This window comes from Campylobacter pinnipediorum subsp. caledonicus, from assembly GCF_002022005.1.
In the GTDB taxonomy this organism is placed as follows: Bacteria; Campylobacterota; Campylobacteria; order Campylobacterales; family Campylobacteraceae; genus Campylobacter_A; species Campylobacter_A caledonicus.
The window spans coordinates 1,104,905-1,131,407 of record NZ_CP017258.1 but is presented as its reverse complement, the minus strand read 5'-3'; the positions used below and the strand labels follow the sequence as shown (position 1 = coordinate 1,131,407).

26 protein-coding genes and 1 pseudogene are annotated in these 26,503 nt (G+C 30.5%); 13 read left to right on the top strand and 14 right to left on the bottom strand.

Going from position 1 to position 26,503, the window contains the following annotated elements:
- The 10 genes and pseudogenes from CPIN18021_RS05740 (at nucleotide 1) to CPIN18021_RS05695 (ending at nucleotide 7,991) form a co-directional block, all read left to right on the top strand.
- A complete protein-coding gene (locus tag CPIN18021_RS05740) occupies nucleotides 1-1,332 on the top strand; it encodes a MotA/TolQ/ExbB proton channel family protein (protein WP_078424883.1) in 1,332 nt (443 codons plus the stop codon).
- Nucleotides 1,316-2,428, top strand: a complete 1,113-nt coding sequence (locus CPIN18021_RS05735; RefSeq protein WP_078424621.1) for an OmpA family protein — start codon at nucleotides 1,316-1,318, stop codon at nucleotides 2,426-2,428. Before CPIN18021_RS05740 ends, CPIN18021_RS05735 begins: the two co-directional genes overlap by 17 nt.
- Nucleotides 2,425-3,280: pseudogene (locus CPIN18021_RS05730) on the top strand (1-aminocyclopropane-1-carboxylate deaminase). The gene CPIN18021_RS05735 and the pseudogene CPIN18021_RS05730 overlap by 4 nt, the downstream one beginning before the upstream one ends.
- 270 nt (nucleotides 3,281-3,550) lie before the next feature.
- The gene (locus CPIN18021_RS05725; protein WP_078424620.1) at nucleotides 3,551-4,315 is read left to right on the top strand and encodes a flagellin; all 765 of its coding nucleotides are present in this window, start codon (nucleotides 3,551-3,553) and stop codon (nucleotides 4,313-4,315) included.
- A 124-nt stretch (nucleotides 4,316-4,439) separates the two neighbouring features.
- Nucleotides 4,440-5,408, top strand: coding sequence for a GTP 3',8-cyclase MoaA (gene moaA, locus CPIN18021_RS05720; protein WP_078423507.1), 969 nt, complete (start codon nucleotides 4,440-4,442; stop codon nucleotides 5,406-5,408).
- Nucleotides 5,408-6,166, top strand: a complete 759-nt coding sequence (locus CPIN18021_RS05715; RefSeq protein ID WP_226995956.1) for a 7-carboxy-7-deazaguanine synthase QueE — start codon at nucleotides 5,408-5,410, stop codon at nucleotides 6,164-6,166. The genes moaA and CPIN18021_RS05715 overlap by 1 nt, the downstream gene beginning before the upstream one ends.
- Nucleotides 6,166-6,747: a 6-pyruvoyl trahydropterin synthase family protein gene (locus CPIN18021_RS05710; protein ID WP_078424619.1), complete on the top strand. Its 582-nt coding sequence runs from the start codon at nucleotides 6,166-6,168 to the stop codon at nucleotides 6,745-6,747. Before CPIN18021_RS05715 ends, CPIN18021_RS05710 begins: the two co-directional genes overlap by 1 nt.
- Complete coding sequence (locus tag CPIN18021_RS05705; RefSeq protein ID WP_078424618.1) at nucleotides 6,747-6,938, top strand: hypothetical protein; 192 nt, start codon at nucleotides 6,747-6,749, stop codon at nucleotides 6,936-6,938. The genes CPIN18021_RS05710 and CPIN18021_RS05705 overlap by 1 nt, the downstream gene beginning before the upstream one ends.
- Nucleotides 6,935-7,336, top strand: a complete 402-nt coding sequence (locus CPIN18021_RS05700) for a hypothetical protein (RefSeq protein WP_078424617.1) — start codon at nucleotides 6,935-6,937, stop codon at nucleotides 7,334-7,336. The genes CPIN18021_RS05705 and CPIN18021_RS05700 overlap by 4 nt, the downstream gene beginning before the upstream one ends.
- A gap of 1 nt (nucleotide 7,337) precedes the next feature.
- The gene (locus CPIN18021_RS05695; protein WP_078423505.1) at nucleotides 7,338-7,991 is read left to right on the top strand and encodes a 16S rRNA (uracil(1498)-N(3))-methyltransferase; all 654 of its coding nucleotides are present in this window, start codon (nucleotides 7,338-7,340) and stop codon (nucleotides 7,989-7,991) included.
- On the opposite strand, the gene tilS is transcribed toward CPIN18021_RS05695, so the two are convergent.
- The 3 genes from tilS to panC are packed head-to-tail and all read right to left on the bottom strand — an operon-like array spanning nucleotide 7,949 to nucleotide 11,082.
- A complete protein-coding gene (tilS, locus tag CPIN18021_RS05690) occupies nucleotides 7,949-8,947 on the bottom strand; it encodes a tRNA lysidine(34) synthetase TilS (protein WP_180375123.1) in 999 nt (332 codons plus the stop codon). The genes CPIN18021_RS05695 and tilS overlap by 43 nt on opposite strands.
- 3 nt (nucleotides 8,948-8,950) lie before the next feature.
- Nucleotides 8,951-10,258, bottom strand: coding sequence for a 30S ribosomal protein S12 methylthiotransferase RimO (gene rimO / locus CPIN18021_RS05685; RefSeq protein WP_078424616.1), 1,308 nt, complete (start codon nucleotides 10,256-10,258; stop codon nucleotides 8,951-8,953).
- Nucleotides 10,259-10,260: 2 nt separating this feature from the next.
- The gene (panC, locus tag CPIN18021_RS05680) at nucleotides 10,261-11,082 is read right to left on the bottom strand and encodes a pantoate--beta-alanine ligase (RefSeq protein ID WP_078424615.1); all 822 of its coding nucleotides are present in this window, start codon (nucleotides 11,080-11,082) and stop codon (nucleotides 10,261-10,263) included.
- A gap of 93 nt (nucleotides 11,083-11,175) precedes the next feature.
- On the opposite strand from panC, the gene prfB reads away from it, so the two are divergent.
- Nucleotides 11,176-12,273, top strand: a complete 1,098-nt coding sequence (prfB, locus tag CPIN18021_RS05675) for a peptide chain release factor 2 (RefSeq protein ID WP_078424882.1) — start codon at nucleotides 11,176-11,178, stop codon at nucleotides 12,271-12,273.
- A 168-nt stretch (nucleotides 12,274-12,441) separates the two neighbouring features.
- On the opposite strand, the gene tgt is transcribed toward prfB, so the two are convergent.
- From tgt to CPIN18021_RS05630, 9 genes are all read right to left on the bottom strand, one after another.
- Nucleotides 12,442-13,569 (bottom strand): tRNA guanosine(34) transglycosylase Tgt, encoded by a 1,128-nt coding sequence (gene tgt, locus CPIN18021_RS05670; RefSeq protein WP_078423502.1) that lies wholly within the window; start codon nucleotides 13,567-13,569, stop codon nucleotides 12,442-12,444.
- A gap of 85 nt (nucleotides 13,570-13,654) precedes the next feature.
- Nucleotides 13,655-13,843, bottom strand: coding sequence for a sodium-dependent tyrosine transporter (locus tag CPIN18021_RS05665; protein ID WP_078423501.1), 189 nt, complete (start codon nucleotides 13,841-13,843; stop codon nucleotides 13,655-13,657).
- A gap of 14 nt (nucleotides 13,844-13,857) precedes the next feature.
- On the bottom strand, nucleotides 13,858-14,604 hold the full coding sequence (locus CPIN18021_RS05660; protein ID WP_078423500.1) for a winged helix-turn-helix domain-containing protein: 747 nt from the start codon (nucleotides 14,602-14,604) through the stop codon (nucleotides 13,858-13,860).
- Entirely contained in the window at nucleotides 14,597-15,379 is a 783-nt protein-coding gene (fdhD, locus tag CPIN18021_RS05655) for a formate dehydrogenase accessory sulfurtransferase FdhD (protein WP_078424614.1), read from the bottom strand. The genes CPIN18021_RS05660 and fdhD overlap by 8 nt, the downstream gene beginning before the upstream one ends.
- Before the next feature lie 48 nt (nucleotides 15,380-15,427).
- Nucleotides 15,428-16,369, bottom strand: a complete 942-nt coding sequence (locus tag CPIN18021_RS05650) for a formate dehydrogenase subunit gamma (protein ID WP_078423498.1) — start codon at nucleotides 16,367-16,369, stop codon at nucleotides 15,428-15,430.
- Complete coding sequence (gene fdh3B, locus CPIN18021_RS05645; RefSeq protein WP_078423497.1) at nucleotides 16,366-16,992, bottom strand: formate dehydrogenase FDH3 subunit beta; 627 nt, start codon at nucleotides 16,990-16,992, stop codon at nucleotides 16,366-16,368. The genes CPIN18021_RS05650 and fdh3B overlap by 4 nt, the downstream gene beginning before the upstream one ends.
- Nucleotides 16,993-17,002: 10 nt before the next feature.
- Nucleotides 17,003-19,819 carry a formate dehydrogenase subunit alpha gene (locus CPIN18021_RS05640; protein WP_226995974.1) on the bottom strand — a complete coding sequence of 939 codons (2,817 nt, stop codon included), beginning with the start codon at nucleotides 19,817-19,819 and terminating at the stop codon, nucleotides 17,003-17,005.
- 18 nt (nucleotides 19,820-19,837) lie between these two features.
- Nucleotides 19,838-20,008, bottom strand: a complete 171-nt coding sequence (locus tag CPIN18021_RS08915) for a Tat pathway signal protein (RefSeq protein WP_141080429.1) — start codon at nucleotides 20,006-20,008, stop codon at nucleotides 19,838-19,840.
- 20 nt (nucleotides 20,009-20,028) lie between these two features.
- Nucleotides 20,029-20,745, bottom strand: a complete 717-nt coding sequence (locus CPIN18021_RS05630; protein ID WP_078423494.1) for a TorD/DmsD family molecular chaperone — start codon at nucleotides 20,743-20,745, stop codon at nucleotides 20,029-20,031.
- A gap of 279 nt (nucleotides 20,746-21,024) precedes the next feature.
- On the opposite strand from CPIN18021_RS05630, the gene pyk reads away from it, so the two are divergent.
- Both pyk and CPIN18021_RS05620 read left to right on the top strand, forming a co-directional pair.
- Nucleotides 21,025-22,473: a pyruvate kinase gene (pyk, locus tag CPIN18021_RS05625; protein WP_078423493.1), complete on the top strand. Its 1,449-nt coding sequence runs from the start codon at nucleotides 21,025-21,027 to the stop codon at nucleotides 22,471-22,473.
- Nucleotides 22,474-22,754: 281 nt separating this feature from the next.
- The gene (locus CPIN18021_RS05620) at nucleotides 22,755-23,579 is read left to right on the top strand and encodes a pirin family protein (protein WP_078424612.1); all 825 of its coding nucleotides are present in this window, start codon (nucleotides 22,755-22,757) and stop codon (nucleotides 23,577-23,579) included.
- A gap of 285 nt (nucleotides 23,580-23,864) precedes the next feature.
- Here the strand turns inward: CPIN18021_RS05620 and CPIN18021_RS05615 are convergent, their stop codons facing one another.
- Together CPIN18021_RS05615 and flgK are read right to left on the bottom strand one after the other, a co-directional pair.
- A complete protein-coding gene (locus tag CPIN18021_RS05615) occupies nucleotides 23,865-24,632 on the bottom strand; it encodes a TIGR02757 family protein (RefSeq protein ID WP_078424611.1) in 768 nt (255 codons plus the stop codon).
- Nucleotides 24,629-26,503 carry a flagellar hook-associated protein FlgK gene (gene flgK, locus CPIN18021_RS05610; protein ID WP_078424610.1) on the bottom strand — a complete coding sequence of 625 codons (1,875 nt, stop codon included), beginning with the start codon at nucleotides 26,501-26,503 and terminating at the stop codon, nucleotides 24,629-24,631. Before flgK ends, CPIN18021_RS05615 begins: the two co-directional genes overlap by 4 nt.

Genomic DNA, 26,503 nt, shown 5'->3' with positions numbered 1-26,503 from the left:
ATGGCCATTAGAAATGATTATTCTGATTTAACACTACCAAAACCAGAGTCTGATAGCTCAATTTTTACATATATTAAAATTGTACTAGTGCCAGTTTTGATATATACTGCTGCTTTGCTAGGATATTTTAATGTTATAAATTTTAACATAGAAATTCATAGCCTTATTATGATGGGTATGATACTCGTCATAGCTTTGTTTTTTGCAAGACATAATGCTGATTTTGCTTTTTCTGTGTTGTCAAAAAAGAGTGCTGATTTTAAGAGTAGCTTAAAAGATTTTATAGTATCAAATTTACTTGAAATTTCAGGCGTAAAAAAATCAAATGTATGCTTTGATGATTTTTTGAGTAATTATATAAAAGGTTTAAGAAATTCACATATTGCTGGTATGGGATATTCTATATTTCCTATGCTTGGAATTTTGGGAACTTTTATTAGTATAGCTATTTCAATGCCATCTTTTAGTTCAAGTGATTCTCTTGGACTGGAAAAAGAAATAGGTATACTGTTAAATGGTGTAGGCACTGCCTTTTATGTATCAATTTATGGTATATTTTTGGCTATTTGGTGGATGTTTTTTGAAAAATTTGGTGTAACTAAATTTGATAATTTTTCAAGAGAGCAAAAAGAGTTAAGTAAAGAATTTTTTTGGCAAAAAGATGAGCTGGAACAAAGATTTATGAGTGTTGCCGGTGAACATTTTGATGATATCAGATCTGTATTTTCAAGAATAAGCAACGAAGATTTTTTTAAGAATTTAGATAATGTTGTCGGTAATAAATTTAAATCATATTCTGAGCTACAAAATTTAGAACAAAGAATGATAAGTGAATCCCAAATAAAATTTGATCAAAATATTAGACTTTTAAATAAAGCAGGCTCAAGACAAGATGAATTTGTTAAAATTCACACAGAAATACTAAAAGCTACTATCGATTTAAACCTATCATTAAAAGATATGCAAAAATCATTTTCTACTGAATATAATAGACTAAATGAACTTATGCAAGATAAGGTTAATGGTTTTGAAAAAAGTGTTAATAAATTCGATTTAAATCTTAAGACACTTGATTTAAGTTTAAAAGAATTTGCCACTAAGATTATTAGTGAACAAAACAATGCCATGCAAGCATTTAAAGTCGGTCTATTGGAAGGAATATCTGCTTTTAAAGAAGTCTATGAACAAGAAAAAACTCTAACTAAGTCAGAGCTAGAAAGAGAGATAGCTTTGCAGGATTTAAAAAAGAACGCTAATGAATTAGATGGTGAAGTTCAAAGGGTTATGCAAAATATAGAAAGTTCAAATTTAGAAGATGAGATTTCAAAATAATCAAGAAGAAAATAACCAAACTTTTTGGATATCTTATGCTGATTTAATGGCGGGTTTGTTATTTGTTTTTATGCTTATTGTTGGCGCTATTGTGGTTAAATATGTCTTGTCTCAAAATATACTAGCCAACAAAGAGCAAACTATTATAAAAACACTAGAAAATTTAAAGGATGAACAAGGCAAAAACCTAAGCCTTGATAAGCTCAATGCTATTTTAAAAAATGAAATTCTAAAAGCAAATGCTAATAATATTGAGCTTCAGGAACTGAATAAAAATTTAACTTCAGTTGTTGCAGATTTAAAATCAAAATTACAGATATTGTCAGATACAAATAGTGAATATATGGCTGATATAGACGGATTAAAATCAAATAATTATGAGCTTAGTGAGAATATAGCCGATCTAAATTCAAAAATAGTATCTATTGAAAACAAGCTTAGTAATGCAGAAGTTAATGCTACTAATTTAAATATGCAAAATAATCAAAATTTAAAAATAATAGATGAATTAACCTATCAAATTAGCGATAAAGATGATAAGTATAATGTGTTATTAAAAGATTTAAATATAACCAAAAATCACATTAAAAGCTTAACCGGTATAAGGGTTAAAGTTATAACAGCTCTAAAAGATAAGCTCGGAAAAAGTATAGAAATAGATCCAGTATCTGGTGCATTAAAGCTTCGCTCGTCTGTATTATTTAATAAAAATGAAGCAAAATTGAAAGATGAAGCAAAATCTGATTTAAAAGATACACTGCAAAAATATTTTGATGTTTTGCTTAATGATCCAGATATAAGCAAAAATATTGATCAAGTTATGATAGAGGGTTTTACCGATAGTGACGGAAGTTATTTGTATAATCTTGAGTTATCTCAGCGCAGGGCTTACGAAGTTATGAGATTTATTAATTCTTATAATTCTGATAAAAAATTAAGTAAACTTTTGGTGGCTAGTGGAAGAAGTTTTAATAATCTTGTATTAAAGGATGGCAAAGAAGATAAAGAGGCTTCAAGACGCATAGAGATTAAATTTTCGATATCAAATAAAGATGCTTTAGAACAGATAGAAAAACTTTTAGAACAAAAACAATGATACAAAAGATTTTATTTAGAGATTTTGAGTTTTATATTTTAAGAGATGATTTGCTTGGTGAATTTAATGGCAATAAGGCTAGGAAATTAGAGTATTTTTTACAAAATGATCTAGGAATAAAAGGTATAGTATCTCACGGCTCTAGTCAATCAAATGCTATGTATTCTCTTAGTGTTTTTGCTAAATTAAAAAAAAATAGAATTTCATTATGTGGTTTCTTATTTAAACGAGAATCTACAAAAAAATCCAGTTGGAAATTTTTTAGCTTCACTTGAAAATGGAATGAAACTTTATATAAAAGATAGTAGAGAATATTATGCAAAACAAATAGCAAAAGATAAAAATTTATTTTTTATTCAAGAGGGTGTTGCTATTCCTGAGGCAGAATATGGTTTTAAGACCCAGGCTTCTGAGATAAAAAATTTTGCATTAAAAAATTCACTTAAATTTGATATTTTTTTACCAAGTGGAACAGGTACAAGTGCTAGTTTTTTGTCAAAAAATATAGATTTTGATGTTTATACCTGTCCTTGTGTTGGCGATGATGAATATTTAAAGTTGCAAATACAAAATTTAGTTTCTAACTCCAAAGTTAAAATTTTAAAACCTCCTAAAAAATATCATTTTGGTGATTTGAAGATTGAGTTATTTGAAATTTATAAAGAGTTAAAAGAATCAACGAATATAGAATTTGATCTAATCTATGATCCAGTTGGTTTTATAACGCTTTTTAATAATTTAGATAAGTTTAAAAACGATGTATTGTATATTCATCAAGGTGGAGTTATGGGGAATATAAGTCAAAAACAGAGATACGAAAGAAAATTTAAAAAAATATACAAAAATATTTAAGTGTAATTTTCTGGTATTTTATCCTGAATGCCTTTATGTTTTTTTGGTATTTAATAATGCTTTACTTGCTATATTTTAAGTGTTGGATATAAAATTGTTTATGATTTTATTATTGAAGCTTTTTTGTCTGTGTAAAAAATAATTATAATTCTAGTTGCAATTTTTTATTTAACTATTTAATTGAACTTAATTGAAAAAAAGATTAATGACAAAAATAAAGGATAAATTTATATTTTTTGATGTATGATATATGCAACTAAGGAGAATAATATGAAAGTAAACAATATATCTTCAACTCAATATTTAAATAGTGCCGATAAAGCTAAACAGGCACAAGATAAGGCTTTGCAAAACATATCTGCTAATCGTGCGTTAAGTGGTGTTGATAGTGCAAATCTTGCCATAGCTGATAGTTTATTATCACAAGCTAATGTAATAAATCAAGGTATAGCTAATGCAAATGATGCAATCGGTGCTTTAAATATTGCTGACTCTACTTTAAATAATATTACTCAAACTGCTGATAGATTAAATGAATTATCTGTTAAAAGTAATAACCCAGCATTGTCAGATAGAGAACGCGGTATATTAAACCGTGAGGCTGATAGATTAAAAGAGTCTATAGGTCAAAGCATAGATAACTCGACATTTAATGGCAAAAATGTATTTGGTGATATGTCAAATTTTTATACTGGAAATGCAACTCAAAATATCAATCTATCAGAAAATAGCGTAAGATCTGGTGCTAATAATTTGGATATATCCAATCAAAATGGCATTAATGATTTTATAAATGATGTTAATAGATTAAGAGGAGAGATTGGTTCTGTCCAAAACGGTATAGTTGCTGATATAAATTCATCTTTAAAGCAAAATGTTGCTTTAAGACAAAGTGAAAGTGGTTTGCAAAATAATGATATATCTAAAAATTTAAATGAACAAAACAATGAAAAATTAAAGCTTAATGCTTCTATATTGGCTCAAAGCCATAATGTTGCAAATTTGCAATCTCAGATAGATAGACTTTTGGCTTAATTATCAAATCTAAACCATATGTTTATAAATAATTGTTATATGGTTTAGATTTTTATTCTACTTTTGCATTAAATATATTCTTTTATAGATATGTATTATAAAAAATAATAAAGAGGTTCTGGTTATGTTAATAGATGGCCATGGTAGAGTTGTTGATTATCTTCGTGTATCTGTTACCCAAAGGTGTAACTTTCGTTGCAGATATTGTATGCCAAAAACACCATTTGAATGGACCCCAAAAGAAAATTTACTAAGTTTTGAAGAGTTGTTTTTATTTATAAAAGTTGCAATTGATGAAGGTGTAAAAAAAATTCGTATAACTGGTGGAGAGCCATTACTTCGCAAAGATTTGGATGTATTTATAAAGATGATAAATGATTATAATCCAAATGTGGACTTAGCCCTAACTACTAATGGATTTATGCTGAAACACTATGCAAAAAGACTAAAAGAAGCAGGTCTTAAAAGAATAAACATGTCTCTTGATACCTTAAAACCAGAAGTTGCGAAAATTATAGCTCAAAAGAGTGTTTTGCATGAAGTTTTAGCTGGGTTTGAAGAAGCTTTAGATGCTGGTCTTAGTGTTAAGATTAATACCGTTGCTTTAAAAGGCATTAACGATAACGAGATTATAAATTTGCTCGAGTTTGCTAAGTTTAGAAATTGTCAGATTAGATTTATAGAGTATATGGAAAACTCACATGCAAATGATGAGTTAAAAGGCTTAAAAAGCGATGAGATACTATCTATAATTTCAAAAAAATACAAAATTACAAAAGATGATAAATTACCAAATGCACCAGCTTCTATATATAAACTTGAAGATGGTTATAAGTTTGGGATTATAGATCCACATAAGCACGATTTTTGTGAAAGTTGTAATAGAATAAGACTAACTGCGGAAGGGTTTTTGATACCTTGTTTATATTTTGAAGATGCTATGAGTATAAAAGATGCTGTTACAAAGGGTGATGTTGCTGGTGCTGCAGAGGTTTTAAGACAGGTTTTGATAAACAAACCTGAAAAAAATAAGTGGGAAATAGGCGAACAAAATGAAACTTCAAGCAGAGCATTTTATCAAACTGGTGGGTGATATTGGCTAGTTTGAGTTTGGTTGAAGAGTTTATAAGCATACAAGGAGAGGGAAAATATCAAGGTCACCTTGCTATTTTTTTACGATTTTTTGGGTGCAATTTAAATTGTTACGGCTTTGATGTAAAACAAATATCTAATAAGACTGGTGATACTTTAATTGGCTGTGATACAATTAGAGCTGTTTTTACATCTCATTTTGATGCTACTCAGATACAAACTGAAGATGAAATTTTAAACTTAGTTAATGCAAGAATAAAAGGTTTGAAAAAACTGCCTATGATAGTTATTACAGGTGGAGAACCTCTTTTGCATCATAAAAATAAAATCTTTATTAATTTAGTTTCAAAGTTGATAAATAGTGGTTTTAAGATTCAATTTGAAACAAATTCTAGTATTTTTGTTGATTTTGAGAAATTTCCAATTTATAAAAAATGTAGTTTTGCTATGAGTGTTAAGCTTAAAAATAGTGGTGAAAAGTATGAAAAAAGAATAAATAAAGAAGCCATAAAGGCTATTTGTGAAAATTCTTATGATAGTTTTTATAAATTTGTTATTTTAGGAAAAGACAAAGAACTTGATGAGATTAATGACATACTTAAAATTTATAATCAAGATGTTTGGTGTATGCCAATGGGTTCAAATAAAATCGAATTAGAAAAAAATGCTTTAAATGTAGCCAATTTTGCTATAAAAAATGGATTTAATTATAGTGATCGTATGCATATTAGGATTTGGGATAATAAAGAGGGTGTTTAATGATAATTAGAAAGCTTTTTAAATTTGAAAATGCACATATAGTTAGGTTTTGTAGCTCTAAGCGTTGTAGAACAAGTATTCATGGACATAGTTACAAAGCAGAAGTTTTGCTAAAATCAGATTTTTTAGATAATGCCGGTATGGTTTATGACTTTGGCTTAATGAAGAAAAATATTAAAACCATAATTGATAGCTTTGATCATAGTACGACTATATATTCATTAGACAACAAAGAGTATATAGATGACATAAAAAAACACTCTGCAAGATGGGTAAGTATACCTGTTAATCCATCTGCTGAACAATTTTGTAGAATATTTTTTGTTATTATAGATACTTTGTTACAAAATACAATAATGCAAAATGCAGAGCAGGGTGTAACTCTTGATAGTATAATAGTTCACGAAACAGATACAGGATATGCTCAATGCTTTAAACAAGATGCTTATAATGAAAATATGGGTATCATAAGCTTAGATAATATAGTGTTTTCAGATGCTATAATAGATGAATGGGAGGACAAGAACCTTTTTGATAAAATAAAGACAAAAACTAAAATTTTAAATCCAAAGGAAGTTTGATGAAAAAAGTTTTTTATAGCTTATTTCTAATGATTTTTATGTTTGTTATAGGATGTAATGATAATAAAACCAATAATATAAACAATACAAATGATAAGGTGCCAACAGATATTCCTATATCTCAAGGTGAAACAAATACTACTATTGATGAAAATTTCCCACCGGAACCAGTTATGGAGAAACAAGAATGATCGAACACTTACAAGAATTACACTCAGCCATTTACCCTTTTCATAAAGGAATGATGCACTTGCTTTTAACACTTGTTGTTATACATTTGGTCTTAACACAAATAGGCATAAATACTAAAAATTATGTGCTTAGGATAAGGTATTTTCTACCTTTATACCACTTAGCTTTTGCTGTTGTGTTTTTTACAGGTGTTTTAATGCTTGTTGCTTTAAATTTTAGTCTAACTTGGCATATAGCTAGAATGATTATATCTTTTATTGGTTTAGTTACTTTAAATATAATTGGATATAAGAAGTTAAAAAAATATGCTCCTTTAAATGAACTTGGTAAATTTAGAAAATTTGCATTTTTCCAAATTTTAGGAGAGATATTTTTTGTGCTTTTTGCTGGATTGTGATATGCAGTTCTTGTATGATAAAAATGCCGGAAATGAACGATTAATTGTTGAAAATGAGCCATTTTTACATCTAAAAGCAAGAAGAGTTAAGGTAGGCGATAGGATAGAGGTAAGAAATCTAAAAGATAGTAAAAGATATCTTTATGAAATTGAAAGTCTTGAAAGAAGAAGTGCCTCCTTATCCCTTGTTTTTGCTAGTTTAAATGAAAAGCCAAACTATGATTTTAAGATAGCTTGGTCTGTCATTGACCCAAAAACAATAGAAAAAACACTGCCTTATTTAAACGAGCTTGGTGTAGGTAAGATTATTTTTGTCTATACTGATTTTTCACAAGCAAATTTCAAAATAGATATTAAAAGATTTGAATATATTTGCGCTTTGTCGTGCGAACAATGTGGTAGAGATGCTTTGATGGAATTTGAAATTTATGATAGTGTGGATGATTTTTCTTTGAAATATGATAATATAGCCCTTGTTAATTTCGGAGGAGATGATATAAGCTTATATAAAGATGAGCTTTTATTTGTAGGTCCTGAGGGTGGATTTTCTCAAAGAGAAATAGAATTATTTACTAAAAAATTTGGTTTAAAAACTAAGCATATATTAAAATCTCAAACAGCTATAACATCTGTTGTATCAAAAATTTTATTATAATTTAATTTTTCTATTTCAAAATTTATTTGAAATAAATAAGGTCTTATTAATTTTGGGATTAAAGCTTTTCTGCATTTTTCTTTAAATTTTTTATCCATTGCATCTTTTACAAAAGGTGATATAAATACAATATCATCTTTTATACCAATGGCAATTTTACCGCTTATTACACCATCTTTTAGTGCTGCTAGTCTTTGATTTTGACTCATCAATACACCAAGCTTTTTGCAAACTTTATCTATGCCTCTTATTGCATTTTTGTCATTATAGACTAGATAAAAATCATCTTTTATTTTTTTATATTTTGGTTTTAGCTGATTGTAGTCTTGGTTTAAAAACTCAAAACTTTTTTTAACTCCGTTTGAGTATTGTTTTATGAATTGGTTTGAAAATTCAAGTCTAAAATGATTTCTTGTATATTTGTCTGAAAAATTACTTTCATCAACAAAATATTTATAATTATTTTTATCTAAATATTTATTAAGTTCATCTTTTTGTATGTTTAAAATTGGTCTTATGAGCGTATAATACTCTTTTTTTTCTATCTCTTGCATTCCTATTAGTTCGTTTAGTCCAGCACCTTTGCTAAATTGCATTAAAAACCATTCAAACATATCATTTAGCTGATGTGCTAAAATCAAATTTGTATACTTTTCGTTTATACAAATTTCTTTAAAAAAATCATATCTTATCTTTCTTGCTTCGCTTTCAAAGTTTTTATTTTGAAGTTTAACACTTTTTAAAAAGCATTTTTTATTAAATTTATATGCTAAGTTTTTTGCACTTGTTGCTTCTACTGTGCTATTTTCTCTAGTGTTATAGTTTATGATAGCTATGTCAAATTTAATACCTGACTCTTCTAAAAGGTAAAAAAGTGCCGCGCTGTCAACACCATAAGAAAATGCTAGCAAATTTTTACCATTTTTTAGATGAGTTAAACAATTTTTACTAATCAAAATTTAAACTTCTTTTAAAATAGTCCCAAGTAACTTTTTATCGGCTCTTTGTGTTATTTTGCAAATATATCTTTTTCCTACTTGCAAATCACTAATGTCACTTTCGTTTATCAAAACCTCGCCATCTATATCTTTATCCCATATGTCAAGTTTAGCTCCAAAAAACATCTCTCCTTCGCTACTTACTCCATCAAGTGTTACGATATATTCTTTGTCTATCATACTATCAAGACTTTTTGATATTGTCTTGTCTATGATTTTCTCTATTTTGCTTAATCTTTGAGATACTATTTTTGTTGGAACTTGCTCCATTTCATAAGCTTTTGTATCTTCTTCTTTTGAGTAAGCAAATGCTGAAACTCTATCAAATGAAAACTCACTTAAAAACTCACATAGTGTGTCAAAGTCTTCGTTGGTTTCTCCTGGATGTCCTATTATGATTCCAGTTCTTAAGAAAGAATTTGGTGCTTTTCTCATTATATCCAAAAGCTCTCTTAGCCTCTTTTCACCACTTCCTCTTCTCATTGTTTTTAGCATATTGTCGCTTATATGTTGTATAGGCATATCAAAATAGTTATGAAAAACATTTGAAGATATTATTTTTGAAATTAACTCATTTGATGTTGTGCTTGGATAAAGATATAGTATTCTTGCACTTTTTACACCATCTATTTTTTCTATGGCATCAATAAGCTTTATTAAGCCATCGTTTGTTGATTTGTCTTTTAAAAAAGAGCTAGAGTCCTGAGATAAAAAGCTAAAATCATAAAAGCCTTTTTGAACTAGCTTTTTTACTTCATCTATAATATCTTCTAAATTTCTTGATTTTAATTTTCCTTTAAAGGTTGGTATAGCACAAAAACTACATCTTTGATTACAACCCTCTGAAATTTTTATATATGCGTGATAATTTGAACCTGTTATAACTCTGTCTTCTGTGCTTTGCAGATATGTATCAGGGCTAAATAAATTTGTCTTTTTTAGTAAAATTTCATCTATCTTATCATAATCCCCAACACCAGTAAACAAATCAACTTCAGGTAGTTCTTTTATAAGCTCCTCTTTGTATCTTTGCATCAAACAGCCAGTTACAACAAGAGTAGCGTCTTGTTTTTTGCTTTCTGCTACTTCAAGTATGGTTTGTATACTCTCTTGTTTTGCTGATTCTATAAAACCACATGTGTTTACTATGATAACATCAGCACTATTTACATCATCTGTTATGCTATAGTTTTTTAAACGACCAAGCATTATCTCGCTATCTACTAAATTTTTATTACAACCAAGTGATATTAGATGAACTTTTTGCATTCTTATATCCACATGTTGTCAATAAGTCTAGTTTTACCAACATAAGCTGCTACAAGTATTATGGTGTTTCCTTCTTCTACTTTTTGTATCTCTTCAAGTTCTTTGTTTACTATTGCCACATAGTCTAATTTTAAAGGCTCTAATATCCTTAGCATCTCTTCTTTGATAGATCTGCTATCAAGATCTCCATTTTCTACAAAATTTAAAGTGTTTTGCAATGATTTTGATATGCGAAGAGCCATACATTTTTCTTCTTCGCTAAGATACGCATTTCTGCTTGAAAGAGCTAGGCCATCCCTTTCTCTTACTATATCACAAGGAATTATTTCTATATCCAAAAACATTGTATTTATATAGTTTTGTATTATTAAAAGTTGTTGTGTGTCTTTTTTTCCAAAATATGCTCTGTTTGGTTTTACTAGGTTGAAAAATTTAGTAAGCACCCTTAAAACACCATCAAAATGACCCGGTCTTGTCTTTCCTTCTAGTATATTTGCAAATTTATTTGGTGCTAAAACTAATGGCTCTTTATCAGAATACATAATGTTTGCATCAGGTATAAAAATAGCGCTAGCTCCACAGGTTTCGCAAATTTTTGTATCATCTTCTTCTTTTCTTGGATATTTTTCTAAATCCTCTCCGGGCAAGAATTGTGTTGGATTTACAAAAACAGACACAATCGTATGATCATTTTGATCTACTGATTTTTGTATAAGGCTTTTATGCCCATCGTGTAAAGCACCCATTGTAGGGACAAATCCAACACTGCCATCAAGACTAGATCTAAATTCTTTAAGTTCTTCAATAGTTTTTATTATTTTCATTTTTCACTCTTTTTTTGTATTTTAACCTGTCATTTTATCAAAATAAAAATTAAATTTGGTAAAATAGGCAAAAAAATTATGGAGATAATGAAATTGGATAATTATGAATATACGGAATTATTAAAAACACTAAACACAAAGGTTGAAAATATCGCTCAGGTTGTTAAACCATATAGCTTAAAAAACAGACTTGATGAGATCAATTCGTTAGAAAATGATCCTGATTTTTGGCAAGATATATCAAAAGCTGGTGTTATAGCAAAAGAAAAATCAAAGATTAATTCAATGCTTGATAAATTTAACTCTGCAAAACAGGCTGTTGATGATGCTAAGGATCTTTATGAATTAGCAAATTCAGAAAATGATACTGAAACTATACAGTCATTGTTTGATGATGCACAAAATTTACAAGATCATATTATAAATTTAGAAATCGTTATGCTTCTTAGTGGAGATGATGATAGCAAGAATGCTATTGTTTCCATACATCCTGGTGCTGGTGGAACAGAGAGTAATGACTGGGCTAGTATGCTTTATAGAATGTATCTTCGTTTTTGTGAAAGAGAGGGGTTTAAGGTAGAAACTCTTGACTTTCAAGAGGGTGATGAAGCAGGTCTTAAAGATGTAAGTTTTATTGTGAAGGGTGAGAATGCTTACGGGTATTTAAAAGCTGAAAATGGCATTCATAGACTTGTTAGAACAAGCCCTTTTGATAGTGCTGGTAGGCGTCATACTAGTTTTTCAAGTGTTATGGTAAGTCCCGAAATAGATGATGACATAGAGATAAATATAGATGAAAAAGATCTAAAAATAGATACATATAGAGCCAGTGGGGCTGGTGGTCAGCATGTAAATAAAACAGAAAGTGCAATAAGAATAACACATGTCCCAACAGGTATAGTAGTGCAATGTCAAAATGATAGATCTCAGCATAAAAATAGAGCTACGGCTATGAAAATGCTAAAATCAAGGCTTTATGAGCTTGAGCTTATAAAACAACAAGAGGCTAGTACTAGTGTCGAAAAGAGCGAAATAGGGTGGGGGCATCAGATTCGTTCTTATGTGCTTTTCCCTTATCAGCAAGTAAAAGACAATCGTAGTGGACAGGCTTACTCTCAAACAGATGCGATACTTGATGGCGATATCAAAAAGATGATAGAAGGTGTTTTGATAAGTCAAAAAAGTATTTGATCTAAGAGTCAAATCAACGCTCTTAGGATGAATAAATTTTTCTAAAATAAATATAGTTTTTGATGTTTATTTGGCAATTTTTACAGTTAAGCTATCTTGAAAATCCAAAGATAGCTTAAAAAATACCAAAAATTTGTTTTAAAAATTTAAAAGCTTAAAAAATAGTTATTATTTTTGTATATTTCTTTTTGCATAAAATTTTATTTTAAACTTAGTAAATTCGCCTTTTATTATAGACTCTCTAATCTCTTTCATTAAATTTAGATAATAATGCAAATTATGCAAACTCGCTAATCTAAAAAATGTAAGCTCCCTTGCTTTAAAAAGATGATTTAGATACCCACGAGAATAATTTTTGCAAGTATAGCATTGGCATTCAGGATCTATTGGCATATGATCATTTATAAATTTTGCTGATTTTATGTTTATCTTTCCAAAACTTGTAAAAAGAGTCCCATTTCTTGCATTTCTTGTAGGCATAACACAGTCAAACATATCAACTCCACGCTCAACATTTTCAACCAAATCCTCAGGTGTTCCAACTCCCATTAGATATCTTGGTCTGTTTTTGTCAATAAATGGCATAACAGCCTCAACTGTATCATACATCTCTTGATTGCTTTCACCAACACTAAGTCCGCCTATCGCAAGTCCATCAAAATCCATTTGTGAAATTTCAATCGCACATTTTTTTCTAGCTTCATAGTCTGTTCCGCCTTGAATTATTCCAAATATATTTTGATTAACCCCTATGCCTTGAGATTGTTTGAACTTATGATAATCAATAGCCTCTTTTGCCCATTTTATGGTTCGATGTAGGCTTAACTCGACTCTTTTTTTATCGGCTGGAAGTGCAACCAAATCATCAAGTATCATCATTATATCACTACCAAAATCATACTGAGTATCAAGAACGGATTTTGGAGTAAAATAGTGCATTGAGCCATCTATATGGCTTTTAAATTTAATTCCGCCATCATCGTTTTTTGTGTTTGATCTTAATGAAAATGCTTGAAAACCACCGCTGTCAGTCAAAAAACTTCTATCAAATTTTGTAAATCCATGAAGACCACCAAACTCTTTTACGATTTTACTTCCAGGGCGTAGATACATATGATATGTATTTGCTAGTATGATATTTGCATTTAGTGTTTCTTTCATGTCTAAAGCATCTAGACTTTTTACAGCCCCAACAGTTCCAACTGGCATAAAAACAGGAGTTTGTATCGTGGAATGTGCTGTTTGTATAACACCAGCTCTAGCATTAGAATCTTTAGCAACTATATCAAATTTCATTTTTGCCCTTTAAATTAAGTATTATATTTATTTGGATTAATTGTAGCAGGTTATAGCTAAAAATTTTTTTTAGCTATAATTTAAATTAAGATTTTACGAAATATTTCTCAAGCCAAGCTTGTGCTGATTCAAAAGTTTCAAATTTACCACTTTTAGCAACTTGAGCAACGCCTTCATAAAAACGTATGCGTATTCCATCTTGAACATTGTCTATTTTTACACGAGTTATTTTATCTGTATTTAGATACACTCTATCGTTTAATTTTACAAACATATTTTTTCCTTTCTTTAAATTTTGTCTTTTTTAATTCTGTCTTCTTGATCGCTCAAGAAAAGTTCTTTAAAGCGTTTATTTGCATACTCTTCTATGTCTCTTTGGAGTTGTTTGTATGATTTTATAAGCTCATATGCACGAGGATTTAGAGTTGTGCCGGCATTATCTCCACCACCTTGCTTTGTGTTTACTAAGTCTTCTCCCATATTTTTTGATAAAATTTGTATATGACTCCAGCATTTTTTATAATTCATTCCTAAAATTTCAGCAGCTTTTGACATAGAGCCAGATTCGGCTATCACTTCCAATATCTCAGTTTTTCCCTTACCAAAAAGCAAATCCCCGTCGCTGTTTTCTATCCAAGTTTTTGTTTTTACTATCATTTTTTTACCTTTCTTCTCTTTGAAGCATCCAAGTTGGCAGTATTTAACATCTATGTTATAGTTTTTTAGTGTTGATCTTATCTTTTTAAGACCAACCCCAACTCCAGCATCTCTTGCATCCTTGCAGGTTATCCTGCTTTTTTCATCAATCTTTGGTTTGAGATTATTGTATATTATATAACTACCATCTGATTTTTCTAATTTGCCAAATTGGCCAAGTTCGCATGAGTCTATTTTGATGCCAATGTTTGTAGCTGTTTTTCCAACTTCACCGATATCAACATCTAATTTTTTTGCTATTTTAAATGCAACTCCACAGTCTAATCTTCCATTTTTGTTTTTAAATTTTATTATTAGTTCTTCTATCTCTTTATGCATAAATTCTACTTTCACAGCTATAAATATTTAGTTTGTTACCACGAGCAAATCCGCATAAAGTTAGATTAAATTTTCTAGCTATCAAAACACCAAGACTTGTTGGAGCTGTTCTTGAAACAAGTAATGGTATTGAGTTCATAACAGCTTTTACAACCATTTCAGAGCTAAGTCTTCCACTGACCATCAAAAAGCTATTTTTTAAATCAGCATTATCTAATGTAGCTTTTCCGATAGCTTTGTCTATCGTATTGTGTTGAGCTATATCTTCTCCTATATAAAATTTTTGATTATCTGTAAAAAGTTTTGCTGTATGCACACAGCCAGTTTTTTCATATAATTCGCACTGAGTGTAAAACTCACTCATTTGATTTGATATATCACTTCTTTTGAATTTAATATCTTGATTTATGAGCTTTGCACTTAGTGTTTCTAAATTTACATTTGCAGTAACGCTTCTACCACAGCCACTTATTATTATGCTTTCGTGGTTTAATGTTTTTAAGCTTTCTTCATTTATCTTTGCTTTTATTTCTACACATAACTTTTTTTCATTGAAATTTATATCAGATATATCTTTGTGATTTAATATAATATTCTCACTAAGTAAGTATCCTACGGCTAGTGCTTCTAAATCAACCGGCGTAGCCATCATAGAGCCAACTTTTTTGTCATTTACTATAATGTCTAATTTTATCTCTCTTACTAATATATCATCACAATTAGAGAAATCATCTCCGATATATTTTGTTATTTGCGTTTTAAAAATAGGTTCCACGTATTCCCTTGAAAGATAGCTTCACCATTTTTTGGTGAAGCTAAAAAATTATTTTAGTTTAGGATAAACTTTTTCGTATTCTGATACTGGTATTTGATCTTTTGATATAAGTTCTTGATACCAATAATGATGAAGAACATAGACCTCTTCTTCTTCTTTATATCCAGTTATCATAGACCAAATAGCGCCGTGTATAGCTATAGCAGCCATATATATATGAACCAAGAAAAATACAGCACATACAACACCTAAAACATTGTGAATAATAGCTGATAATCTAAGTAGTTCTATCTGGCTTATTCCAAGCCAAGTTGCAACGCCAGGTTGTTTAAAATCTAGAAAATACATAGCTGCTCCAGTCGCTATCATGACTATTCCACCAGGTATAGCTATCCAATACCAAGCCTTTTGTCCTGCATTAAATTTTCCAGCCGGAATACATGCTTTTTTCTTTGATAAATAACCACCAACTATCATCAACCATTTTATATCATAAATGGCCGGTAGCATTCTTTTTGTCCAGTAAAGGAACAAAGGAATTACTGAAAAGGCAAAGAACAAAGTCGCTATTCCGTGAGAATTTTTCATAAGTCTTACAAAGGTTCCGCCACCAAATGCACTTCCCCACATCATTATTATACCTGTTGGAACTAATACTATCCAAGAAACAGCTGCTATACCGTGCATAACTCTTTCTATTATATTAAAAGCATATACTTTTTTGCCATCGTGGCTAAAATGCTTTGGCCCAACAACCAAAAAATGTAGTGTAAAGCCTATAAGCACTCCCAATACAGCTATAATAACGCTATAAGCAAAATATTCATTTCCTTGCAAAAAAGTGAAAAGCTCACCAAAACCACCCTCGTAACCCTTTATGTTTTCTACTCTAGCTGAGGCCCAAACATTGCTATCATATTGATTTGTTCCATCAGGTATATGTAGTGCAAAGGCATTAACGATAAAAAATAATACAGATAATAATCTCATATTCTATCCTTCTTGTAGTAAGCTATTTTCCAAGTTAGAGACTCTTTTATGTCTTTTATTCCATAACCCCTAGCATTAACTCTATCTTCGTAAATTTTTTGTATTATATCAGATTCTCCCACAAGTAAAGCTTTGGTTGAACACATAGCTGCGCATACAGGAACTTTTCCTTCTGCTATTCTATTTTGACCATACTCTTCAAATTCTTCTTCCGAATTTGTTTGTATATTTACACCGCCGGCACACATTGTGCATTTATCCATACTTCCTTTTACACCGAAAGCACCATCTCTAGGAAATTGTGGAGCACCAAATGGACAAGCATAAAGACAATATCCACAACCTATACATATATCCTTATCGTGTAGCACGACCCCATCTTCTCTTGTATGAAAGCAATCAACAGGACAAACTAAAGAACAAGGAGCATCTTCACAGTGCATACAGGATATAGATGTAGATATTTCTTTTCCTGGTATGCCTTCATTTAGTGTTACAACTTTTCTTCTTCTTATTCCTATTGGTAGCTCATGAGCTTCATCACAAGCGACAGAGCAACCATTACAATCTATACAACGATCTGTATCGCAATAAAATTTTAATCTAGTAAAGCTTTGATTCATTTATCGCTCCTTAAGCTTTTTCTATGCGGCATAATCCGCCTTTTGTTTCAGGGATTTGAGTTATGATATCATAACCATAGTTTGCGATTGTGTTTGCACTTTCACCTGATGCGTATGGTTTTGTTCCTTCAGGGAAATTATCAGTCATATCAACACCTTGCATTACACCCGCAAAGTGAAATGGTAAGAAAATCATATCTGGAAGCACAGATGGAGCAAGTCTAGCTTTTACTTTTATTTTTGTGCCTTCAGGTGAATGAATCCATATCATATCACCATTTGATATACCTTTTTTTTGTGCTAATTCTGGGTGAATATCTGCAAACATCTCAGGTGTTAAACGTGCAAGATATTTACTTGCTCTGTTTTCCATTCCAGCTCCATTTAGGTTTACAAGACGAGCTGTGATTAGATTTATAGGGAAGTCTTTTGCAAAGTCCTTGCTTTGTTGCAAGCTTTCATATTTTGTATAAACCCTATAATGATTTGGCTTATCGTTAAAACTAGGATATTTTTTTGCCAAGTCAGATCTTTGAGAGTGTATAGGTTCTCTATGTTTTGGAATTTGATCTATAAAGGTCCAAACTATAGCTCTAGCTTTTGCATTACCATAAGGAGCTATACCTTTTTGCATACATTTTTCAGCTATTATATTACTATCATCAACTTTCCAATTAGCACCCATTCTTGCTTTTTCATCTTCTGTAAGTTTGATATTTAAAACTTTTTCTATATTGTCTTTTGTTATCTCTGGATATCCACCATTTATAGGCGAATCAACCGGAGCCGATCCATCTTCAGCTAATAAATTTACACCATTATGCTCCAAACCATAACGATTTCTAAATCCCATTCCGCCTTTACTTACAGGTAAGTTTACATTGTATAAATTTGGACTTCCGCAGTGTGATGTACTCCAGCAAGGCCAAGGAAGACCATAGTATTCGCCAGCTACATCGGTCCCTTCTTTTCCAAGAAGTGTTTTTTCATCAAATTTATCCCAGTTTAATACATGATTTTTAAGTCTTTCAGGAGTCCATCCTGTAAGTCCTATTGTCTTTATGGTATTTGCTATTTCTTTTGTTGCTGCTTCTGGCCATTGGATGTTACCATTTTCATCTCTTATTGTTCTTGTAAGCTCTTCGTAAAATCCAAGTCTTTTTGCAAGTTCAAATAAAATTTCTTGATCTTGTTTGCTTTCATATAGAGGATCTGTTACTTGAAATCTCCATTGTCCAGAGCGATTTGTTGCAACAACTGTCCCGCTAGATTCAAATTGTGTAGCTGATGGTAATAAAAATATATTATCTTTCTTATGAGTAATAACAGCTGCTTCGTTTACAAAAGGATCTGCAAGAACCAATAATTCAAGATTATCAAGACCTTCTTGAACTTTTACTTGTTGAGCTGTTGAAGTGATTCCATTTCCTATAACAAATAGCGCTTTTAAATTTGTTCCGCTATTTTCAATAGGATCATTACCATCTTTACCACCAAGCGAACCAGCCCACCAGCGAGCTAATGTAAATCCTGGTTTATTCATCCACTCTGGTTTTACAAAGTTTCCTTGAAGCCAATCAAAATCAACTTTCCACATCTTTGCAAAATACTTCCAAGCACCTTCTGCTATTCCATAATAGCCAGGTAGATTATCAGGTAAGTTTGCCATGTCTGTTGCACCTTGGACATTGTCATGACCACGAAGAATATTACAGCCACCGCCTTCTATTCCCATATTGCCTAGTGCAAGTTGTAAAATAGGTGCTATACGAGTGTTTGAGCTTCCTATTGAGTGTTGAGTTAGTCCCATTGCCCATATTAAAGTTCCTGGAGCATTTTTTGCATATACTTCTGTAATTTCTTTTAATAATTCAGCTTTTACACCAGTAACATCTTCTACTATATCAGGTGTCCAGTTTTTTGCTTCTTTTCTTATCTCATCCATGCCGTAAACACGATCATTTATAAATTTCTTATCTTCCCAGCCATTTTCAAATATCAAATTTAGCATTCCATACATAAATGGTATATCTGTTCCTGGTCTTATTTGAGCAAAATAATCAGCCTTGGCAGCTGTTCTTGTATATCTTGGATCAATAACTATTAGTTTTGATCTGTTGTTTTCTTTTGCTTTTAAGAAATGTCTAAATCCAACAGGGTGATTAACTGCAGGATTTGCTCCAAATATTATCATAGCTTTTGAGTTTTGGATATCTCCAAGATGATTTGTCATAGCGCCATAACCCCAAGTATTCGCCACACCGGCGACTGTTGTGCTATGTCAAATTCTAGCTTGATGATCTAGGTTATTTGTCCCAAACATTGCAGCAAATTTACGTATATAGTAACTTTGCTCATTGCTTACTTTTGCAGAACCCAAAAACATAACTTGTTCAGGATTTTCATCTCTGTATTTTTTAAGTTGTGTTCCTATTCTATCAAGAGCTTCTTCATAACTAATGCGTTTCCATTTTCCATTTTCTTTTACCATAGGGTATTTTAAGCGAACTTGTGAGCGAACCATGTCGATCATATCGCTTCCCTTACAGCAGTGACCACCGGCACTTACAGGGTGATCTTGAGCTACCTCTTGGCGAACCCAAACACCGTTTGAAACTTCAGCCATTATACCACATCCAACAGAGCACGCCGTGCAAACTGTTTTTACCATTTTTGAATCAGGAAATGGATTTTTTAATTCATTTTTAGTAGCTTCTCTAGTTACTCCGCTGGCATAAATTCCAGTTGCTCCAGCAGCCATACCAAGAGATGCCATTTTTAAAAACGAACGCCTACCAACACGAGATAAAGCTAAATCGTTTTGCATAATACATCCTTTCTAAAATTAATTTGATTGTTTATAATAAAATTCCCAAGTTTTATTTCTTGAGTATAAAATTTCTTCGCCTTTTTCTGTTTTTTTTGCTTTGTCTTTGGCTAAAACACTTGTAGAAGCAAGTCCAACAGATGTCCCTACCATAAGTTTTTTTAAAAACTCGCGTCTATTTTTTTGCATACTTTTCCTTTCTTTGATTTTTATATTTGTTCTTCAGCTTTTCTTCTTGCTCTATTTGCTTCTCTTCTTATCATTTCAGATCTTGAAATTCCATTTTGAGTTTTTATATTTTTTTCATTTTCATAATTTGGTTTGTTGATACCATAATATAGTCTTTCAAATTCTATAAATGATTGAAGTATTAAACATATTGATTTGTAACTTTTAGAGTTTTGATGGTTATATAAATTTAATATAAACTCATCAATAAAAGGATTTATAGTGGTTTTAAATAACTCTTTTGAAAACTCTTCGTATTTTTCATTTTTATTTAATGCGTATGATATAAAATCAAACATTAGTGAAAATACAAATCCTATATTATCTTCATTTTCTTTAAACTCTTTTTCGTCTCTTCTAATGTTTGTTTTTGATAAAATTTTTCTAACTCTAACACAAGCAGAGCCAGAGCTATAGCCCTCTTCATAATAAGAAAATGTATTGTGTAAAGGTCTAGGAGGGGCGTGAAATATATCATCATATTCATCGGCCAAAGTATCAAAATCAGTAAAATTTTCTAAAAAATTATTTATTCCAATAGAGCTTGTCTCATCAAGAGGCGATTGCTTTATTATGTTCAAAATATCTAAAACACCATCGTATCTATCTTTTGTATTGTTAAATACAAATAATTTTGAAAATAGAAGATAATAGATCTTTCTGGCATTTAAAACATTGTTTTTATCCTCTTTTGTCATTGTTTTTCCTTAAAATACATTTTTAATTTACACTTAAAAATGTAGTTAAAAATCTAAATAAAAGCGATTAAACATGATAATTTAGATTTTCTACTATGAAACTTTATCTTAAATTTGCTTAGTGAGTAGTCTTTAAAAAATATAAGTTTTAATAATTCAAATTTTATTAAATATGCCTTAGGTGCATATTGATTATCATTGTAAAATTATACTTATATGTGCTTTTAAAATAAAATATTGTATTATAATATAAAAAATAATACAAAATGAGGACAATGAATGGATAAAAAGATAAAAATTGTAGCAACTTTAGGGCCTGCTAGCGACAATATAAATACTATAAAAGAGATGGTTTTAGCTGGTGTAAATGTGTTTCGCTTAAACTTTAGCCACGGAACACATGAGTATCATAAAGAAAACATACGAAAAGTAAGAGAAGTTGAAAAAGAACTAGATATAAGAATAGGAATACTTCAAGATATATGTGGTCCAAAAATTCGCATAGGAAAATTAGAAGAAAAATTTGAATTAAAACCAAATGATAGACTTGATATTTACACACAAGATATACTTGGTGTTAAGGTAGCTGAAAATCACTATAAAACATCTATAAATCAGCCACAAATTTTAAAGATGTTACAAAAAGATCAATATATCTATCTTTATGATGGAAATATAAGAGTTAAAGTTGTAAGTGTTGATGAGACCATGGTTCAAACTGTAGTTAAAAATAGTGGTGTATTAAACTCAAATAAGGGTGTAAATTTCCCAAACACAAGACTTGGTATAGATGTTATTACACCAAAAGACAAAGAAGATATGGAATTTGGAGCAAAAGAAAAAGTTGATTTTGTTGCTATTAGTTTTGTTCAAAATGCCAATGATGTAAAAAAAGCGAAAGATATATTAAACTCATTAGGTTCAAAATCAAGATTGCTTTCAAAGATAGAAAAATTTGATGCAGTTGAAAATATAGATGACATTATAAAAGTAAGTGATGGCATTATGATAGCTCGTGGAGATCTTGGTATAGAGATTCCTTATTATGAAGTGCCTACCATCCAAAAATCAATAATAAAAAAAGCAAATATAGCCAGCAAGCCTGTTATAACTGCAACTCAAATGATGCTATCAATGGCGGAGCATGAAACAGCTACAAGAGCAGAGATAAGTGATGTGGCAAATGCAGTTTTAGATGGGACAGATGCTGTTATGTTGAGTGAAGAGAGCGCAGTTGGCATAAACCCAATAGCGGTTGTAAAAGCTATGAGTAATACTATACTTCAAGCACAAAAGATATATCCATACAATAAATTTGATCAGTTTGAGTTTTTAGATGAAACAGATATGATTGCTTCAAGTGCAGCGGCATTGGCATATAGGCTAAATGCGGATGCTATCATATCTATAACTGGCTCTGGTAAATCAGCTATAAAAATAGCTAGAAATAGGGTTAATATGGATATTATAGCAGTTACTCACGATCATCAAATATCTGGTTCTTTAACACTTGCTTGGGGTGTTGGCTCTGCAAATTTTGTATTACCAAAGTGCAATACCATAACAGAACTTTTAATGATAATGGTAAAAGAAGCTGTCAAAAATAAAATAATAGATAAAGATAAAACATATCTTGTTACAGCTGGTTTTCCTACTGGTGTTGAAGGTAGTACGAACTTTATGAGAATTCTAAGAAAAGAGCAGATAGAGCATTATTTATCACTATAAAATATCTTTTTTAAAGGGTTTTAAATTTACTATTTTTAACCCTTTTTTATCAAAATATCCATTATTTTAGAAAATTTAATTTACACTAACAACAGATTATTAATACAAACTTGTTTAAAATCTTGTATCAAAATAAATAAGTTATGATAATACTCCATAAAAACGAGCTTAAACAACTCTTATTAATATATTTTCTTAATTAAGATTTTATTTATACTGCATTAATCCAAATTTAAAAATAAAATACGATACTTTCATTAAATAAAAAATAGGAGAAAACGATGGAAAGAAAAGTAAAAACTCAGGTTAATGGATTTAGAACTATGGATGGTGCAGGTGTAAAACTTGTTAGGGTTTTAGGACACGCAACAACGGATGAGTTTGATCCTATACTTATGCTAGACTCTTTTGATAGTGTAAATCCCGATGATTATACAGCAGGTTTTCCTATGCATCCACATAGAGGAATAGAAACAGTAAGTTATGTTTTTAAAGGCAGAATGATGCACAAAGACAACTTAGGATTTCAAGATACAATAGGCGATGGCGAAGTTCAGTGGATGACTGCTGGTTCTGGTATATTGCACGAAGAGAGACTTCCGGCTAGTGAAAGAATGTTGGGCGTTCAGTTATGGTTAAACTTACCAGCCAAATACAAAATGGTAAAACCAGAGTATAATGCGATAAAAAATGAACAGATAAAAGAGATACCTTTTGATGGTGGTATGGTAAGACTACTTGCTGGGGAATACAAAGATCACAAAGGCTATCAAGGAAAATATCTTCCTCTAAACTACTATGATATAGAGTTAGAGCCAAATGCTAGTATAACTATAGATACAAAAAGCGATGATTCTATTATGCTATTTACGCTTTTATCTGATGCAGAGGTAAGCGGTGAGCATATAAGAGAAAAAACAGCTGTAAAACTTACAGAGGGCGATAGTGTAACTATAAAAGCTTTGGATAAAAAAGCAAAATTTTTGTTTATGGGTTCTAAAAGACTAGATGAAAGCATATCTTGGGGCGGGCCTATAGTTATGAACACTGAAGAAGAGCTAAGACATGCATTCTTTGAGTTAAAGACAGGAACTTTTATAAAATAAATTTAAAAAGCTTGTTGGGTTTATCCAGCAAGCTTTAACTGATATCTAATTTTATAAAGATATATTATAAAAAACTATTTATTGATTGTGTTTACTTTTAAAACATTTTAAAATTTATTGACTTTTATCTTAAGTATTTGATTTTGCACTTTCTAATAATACCTTGGATTGTTTTATAAATTTGATTTATTAAGAAGGTATAATTTCTTTAAATTTAAAAGCACTAAAAATAGTTCGTAAAAATCAACAAAGTATCATATAAGTATTTTAATAGAGTCTAAAATTTTAAGAGTGTTGCTGATTTAGCATAGATATGACATTTTTTAACTCCCCACTTTGTCCTATCCTATAAAGGGCAAAGTCATATTTGATAGGGTCATTTCTGTCAAATGTTTTTAGTCTATTTGTGAGTTCTAAAACAGATTTAAAGTCATAAGTCTTTCTCTTAACAAGCCCAAGAGATAGCGAAACTCTATGTGTATGAACATCTAGGGGTATTAAAAGTTCTCTTTTATCCAAACTCTTAAAAAGTCCCAAATCTATATCAGTATCTCTTACCATCCATCTTAGATACATATTGTATCTTTTATATGGAGATCTTGGCTCTTTAACAAAAGGCCTTGCAAAAAAGAACTCATACCCATCTGTTTTATACGGGTTTAGTTTATAAATTTCTTTTATAAGCTCGTTTATAGCATAGCACATTCCACCGTTTTTAAAACCTTTTTTAAGTATATGCTCTATATCCAAATCTTTTTTCAATCTACTTAAAGTTATAAATATATTTTGCACATCTTTTGTATTTTGAAACCTATATTTGTGTGTTGTTATGCTTTTTGTTATCTCTTTTTCTGTCTCATCTAGCAAAGAAAAATCAAGAGAGTTTAAAAACTTTACTATAAGTTTTGCATTTCCATATGCAAACAAAGCACACAAAAGACAAGAAACAGGCTCTTTTAGCTTTGTCGCTATTTGCAAAGGATCAGCATAAGAAAATAGCTCATCTTGTCTGTTTTTATCAAAAACATAACCATCTAATATATTTTTAATCATTGTTTTAAGGTAAGCAGTGTTTCCAACATTTGATTTACAGTTGTTACTATCTTTGCTGCTGCTCCGTAACTAGCCTGAAATCTAATTAAATTTGTCAATTCTTCATTTGTATCAACACCACTTATAGATTGAAACTCTTGTTCTGCTGTTTTAAAAAGAGATGTGTTTGTTTCATTAAAGTTGTTGTTTGCTTCTGTATCACTTGCTATATCTGTCGTTAAAAATCTATAATACCCATCTATAGTATCATCTCTATCTTGTGCTATTCCATGCGAATAAAATTTTAATTTATCATATTGTAGTTGAACCATTTTATTAGCAACATCATTGTTTCCTGAAACAGGTTTTGAGTATGCTCTAAGCTTTGTATGATCTGAGAGAAAATCACTATTTATAGCCATATCTCTTGCTCTTTCACCATCAAAAAATCTATTTAGTCCAAGAACGCCTGGAACATTTGTTCCGTGATCTACAAAAGCAATGCTATAAAGTCCTTTTGTCTGTTTAGGTATAACAGCAAATGTTCCTTTATTTGACAATTTATCATAAAAATAAGATGCTTCAAAATAATCATTTACATCATTTGACATATTGTTATCATTATTATCATCTGAGTTTGAGTTAAAATCGTGCATTATAGAGTTTCCATAAGTTAGATCATTCATAGTTGTTGTTCCATTAACATCTATTGTTTTTTTGGCTATTTCTTTTCCTGTGTTATCATATACGATAACATCAAAAGTCCCGTTCTGAACATCTTTACTAAAATTCATCAATGTTTTATCATTTTCCAAGAAGTCAAATTCTTTGGTATTTGATATCTCTACTGCTGATTGTGCATAGATATTATTTGTATTGTGTATGATTGTTTTTGCAAGTGTATCAAGGTTGTCTATATACTTTTGAACAGAGCCTTCTGTAAATTTTTGAGCCAAAGGATCATAGTGCCTACCACGAAGATCAAGCTGTGCGCCTATCTTGCCATTATAAATTTTATCTTCCATTTTTATCAGTCTGCCATCTTGCATCTCATAAAAAATTCCAGTAAATTGTCCTTTTGAATCAGCTTTATTCATAACAAGAGGATGAAAATTAACACCATCTACTATGCTTACACCACCTATATTTAGGTTATAAAACCTTCCCTCATCAGTGATTCCGCTGTCTACTCTTGTATTGCTTTTTAAATCACTCTTAAAAGTATCTATATTTATAAGTTTTGATAAGGCAAGTTCTAACTCATCTCTTTTATCTCTTAAATCATTTGCGTTTACTTTTATGCCCGAGTCGGCACCTGATTCTACTCTTCTTATCTCTTTGTTTAGGTTTGCTATTTGCTCGCCTATTTTATTTACCTCTTCAACATTTATTTTCATTAGTCTATCTACTTCTGCTTGAAGATCATCAAGTTTTGTAGCTGTTCTTGATATGCCTTTGGTAAATACAGAAGTCATATTTATAAGGTTTAATTTTTGTGCCGAATCATTAGGATTTGAAGCAAATTTATTCCATGCATTAAAATAATTTGTCATATCTCTGCTTATTCCAGAATCCTGCAAATCCGGAAAATTTTGTGCTAATTCTTGCATGATCCTTTGTTTAAAAGCTGTATTTTCTAAATTTGATGATGCTGATTTAAGTCTTGCATAGGTAAATTCATCGTGTATTCTTACAGTGGTTTCTACTTGTGTTCCCGTACCAACACCACCCTCAACATTATACAAAGATATCGCTGAGGTTTGGACAACTCTTTGTCTTGTATAGTATGTGGAGTCGGCATTTGCTATATTATTTCCAGTTGTAGATATTTGAACTTGTGCGGCGTTTAGTCCCGAAACACCTGTATTTAAAGACATAAAAATATTTGCCAT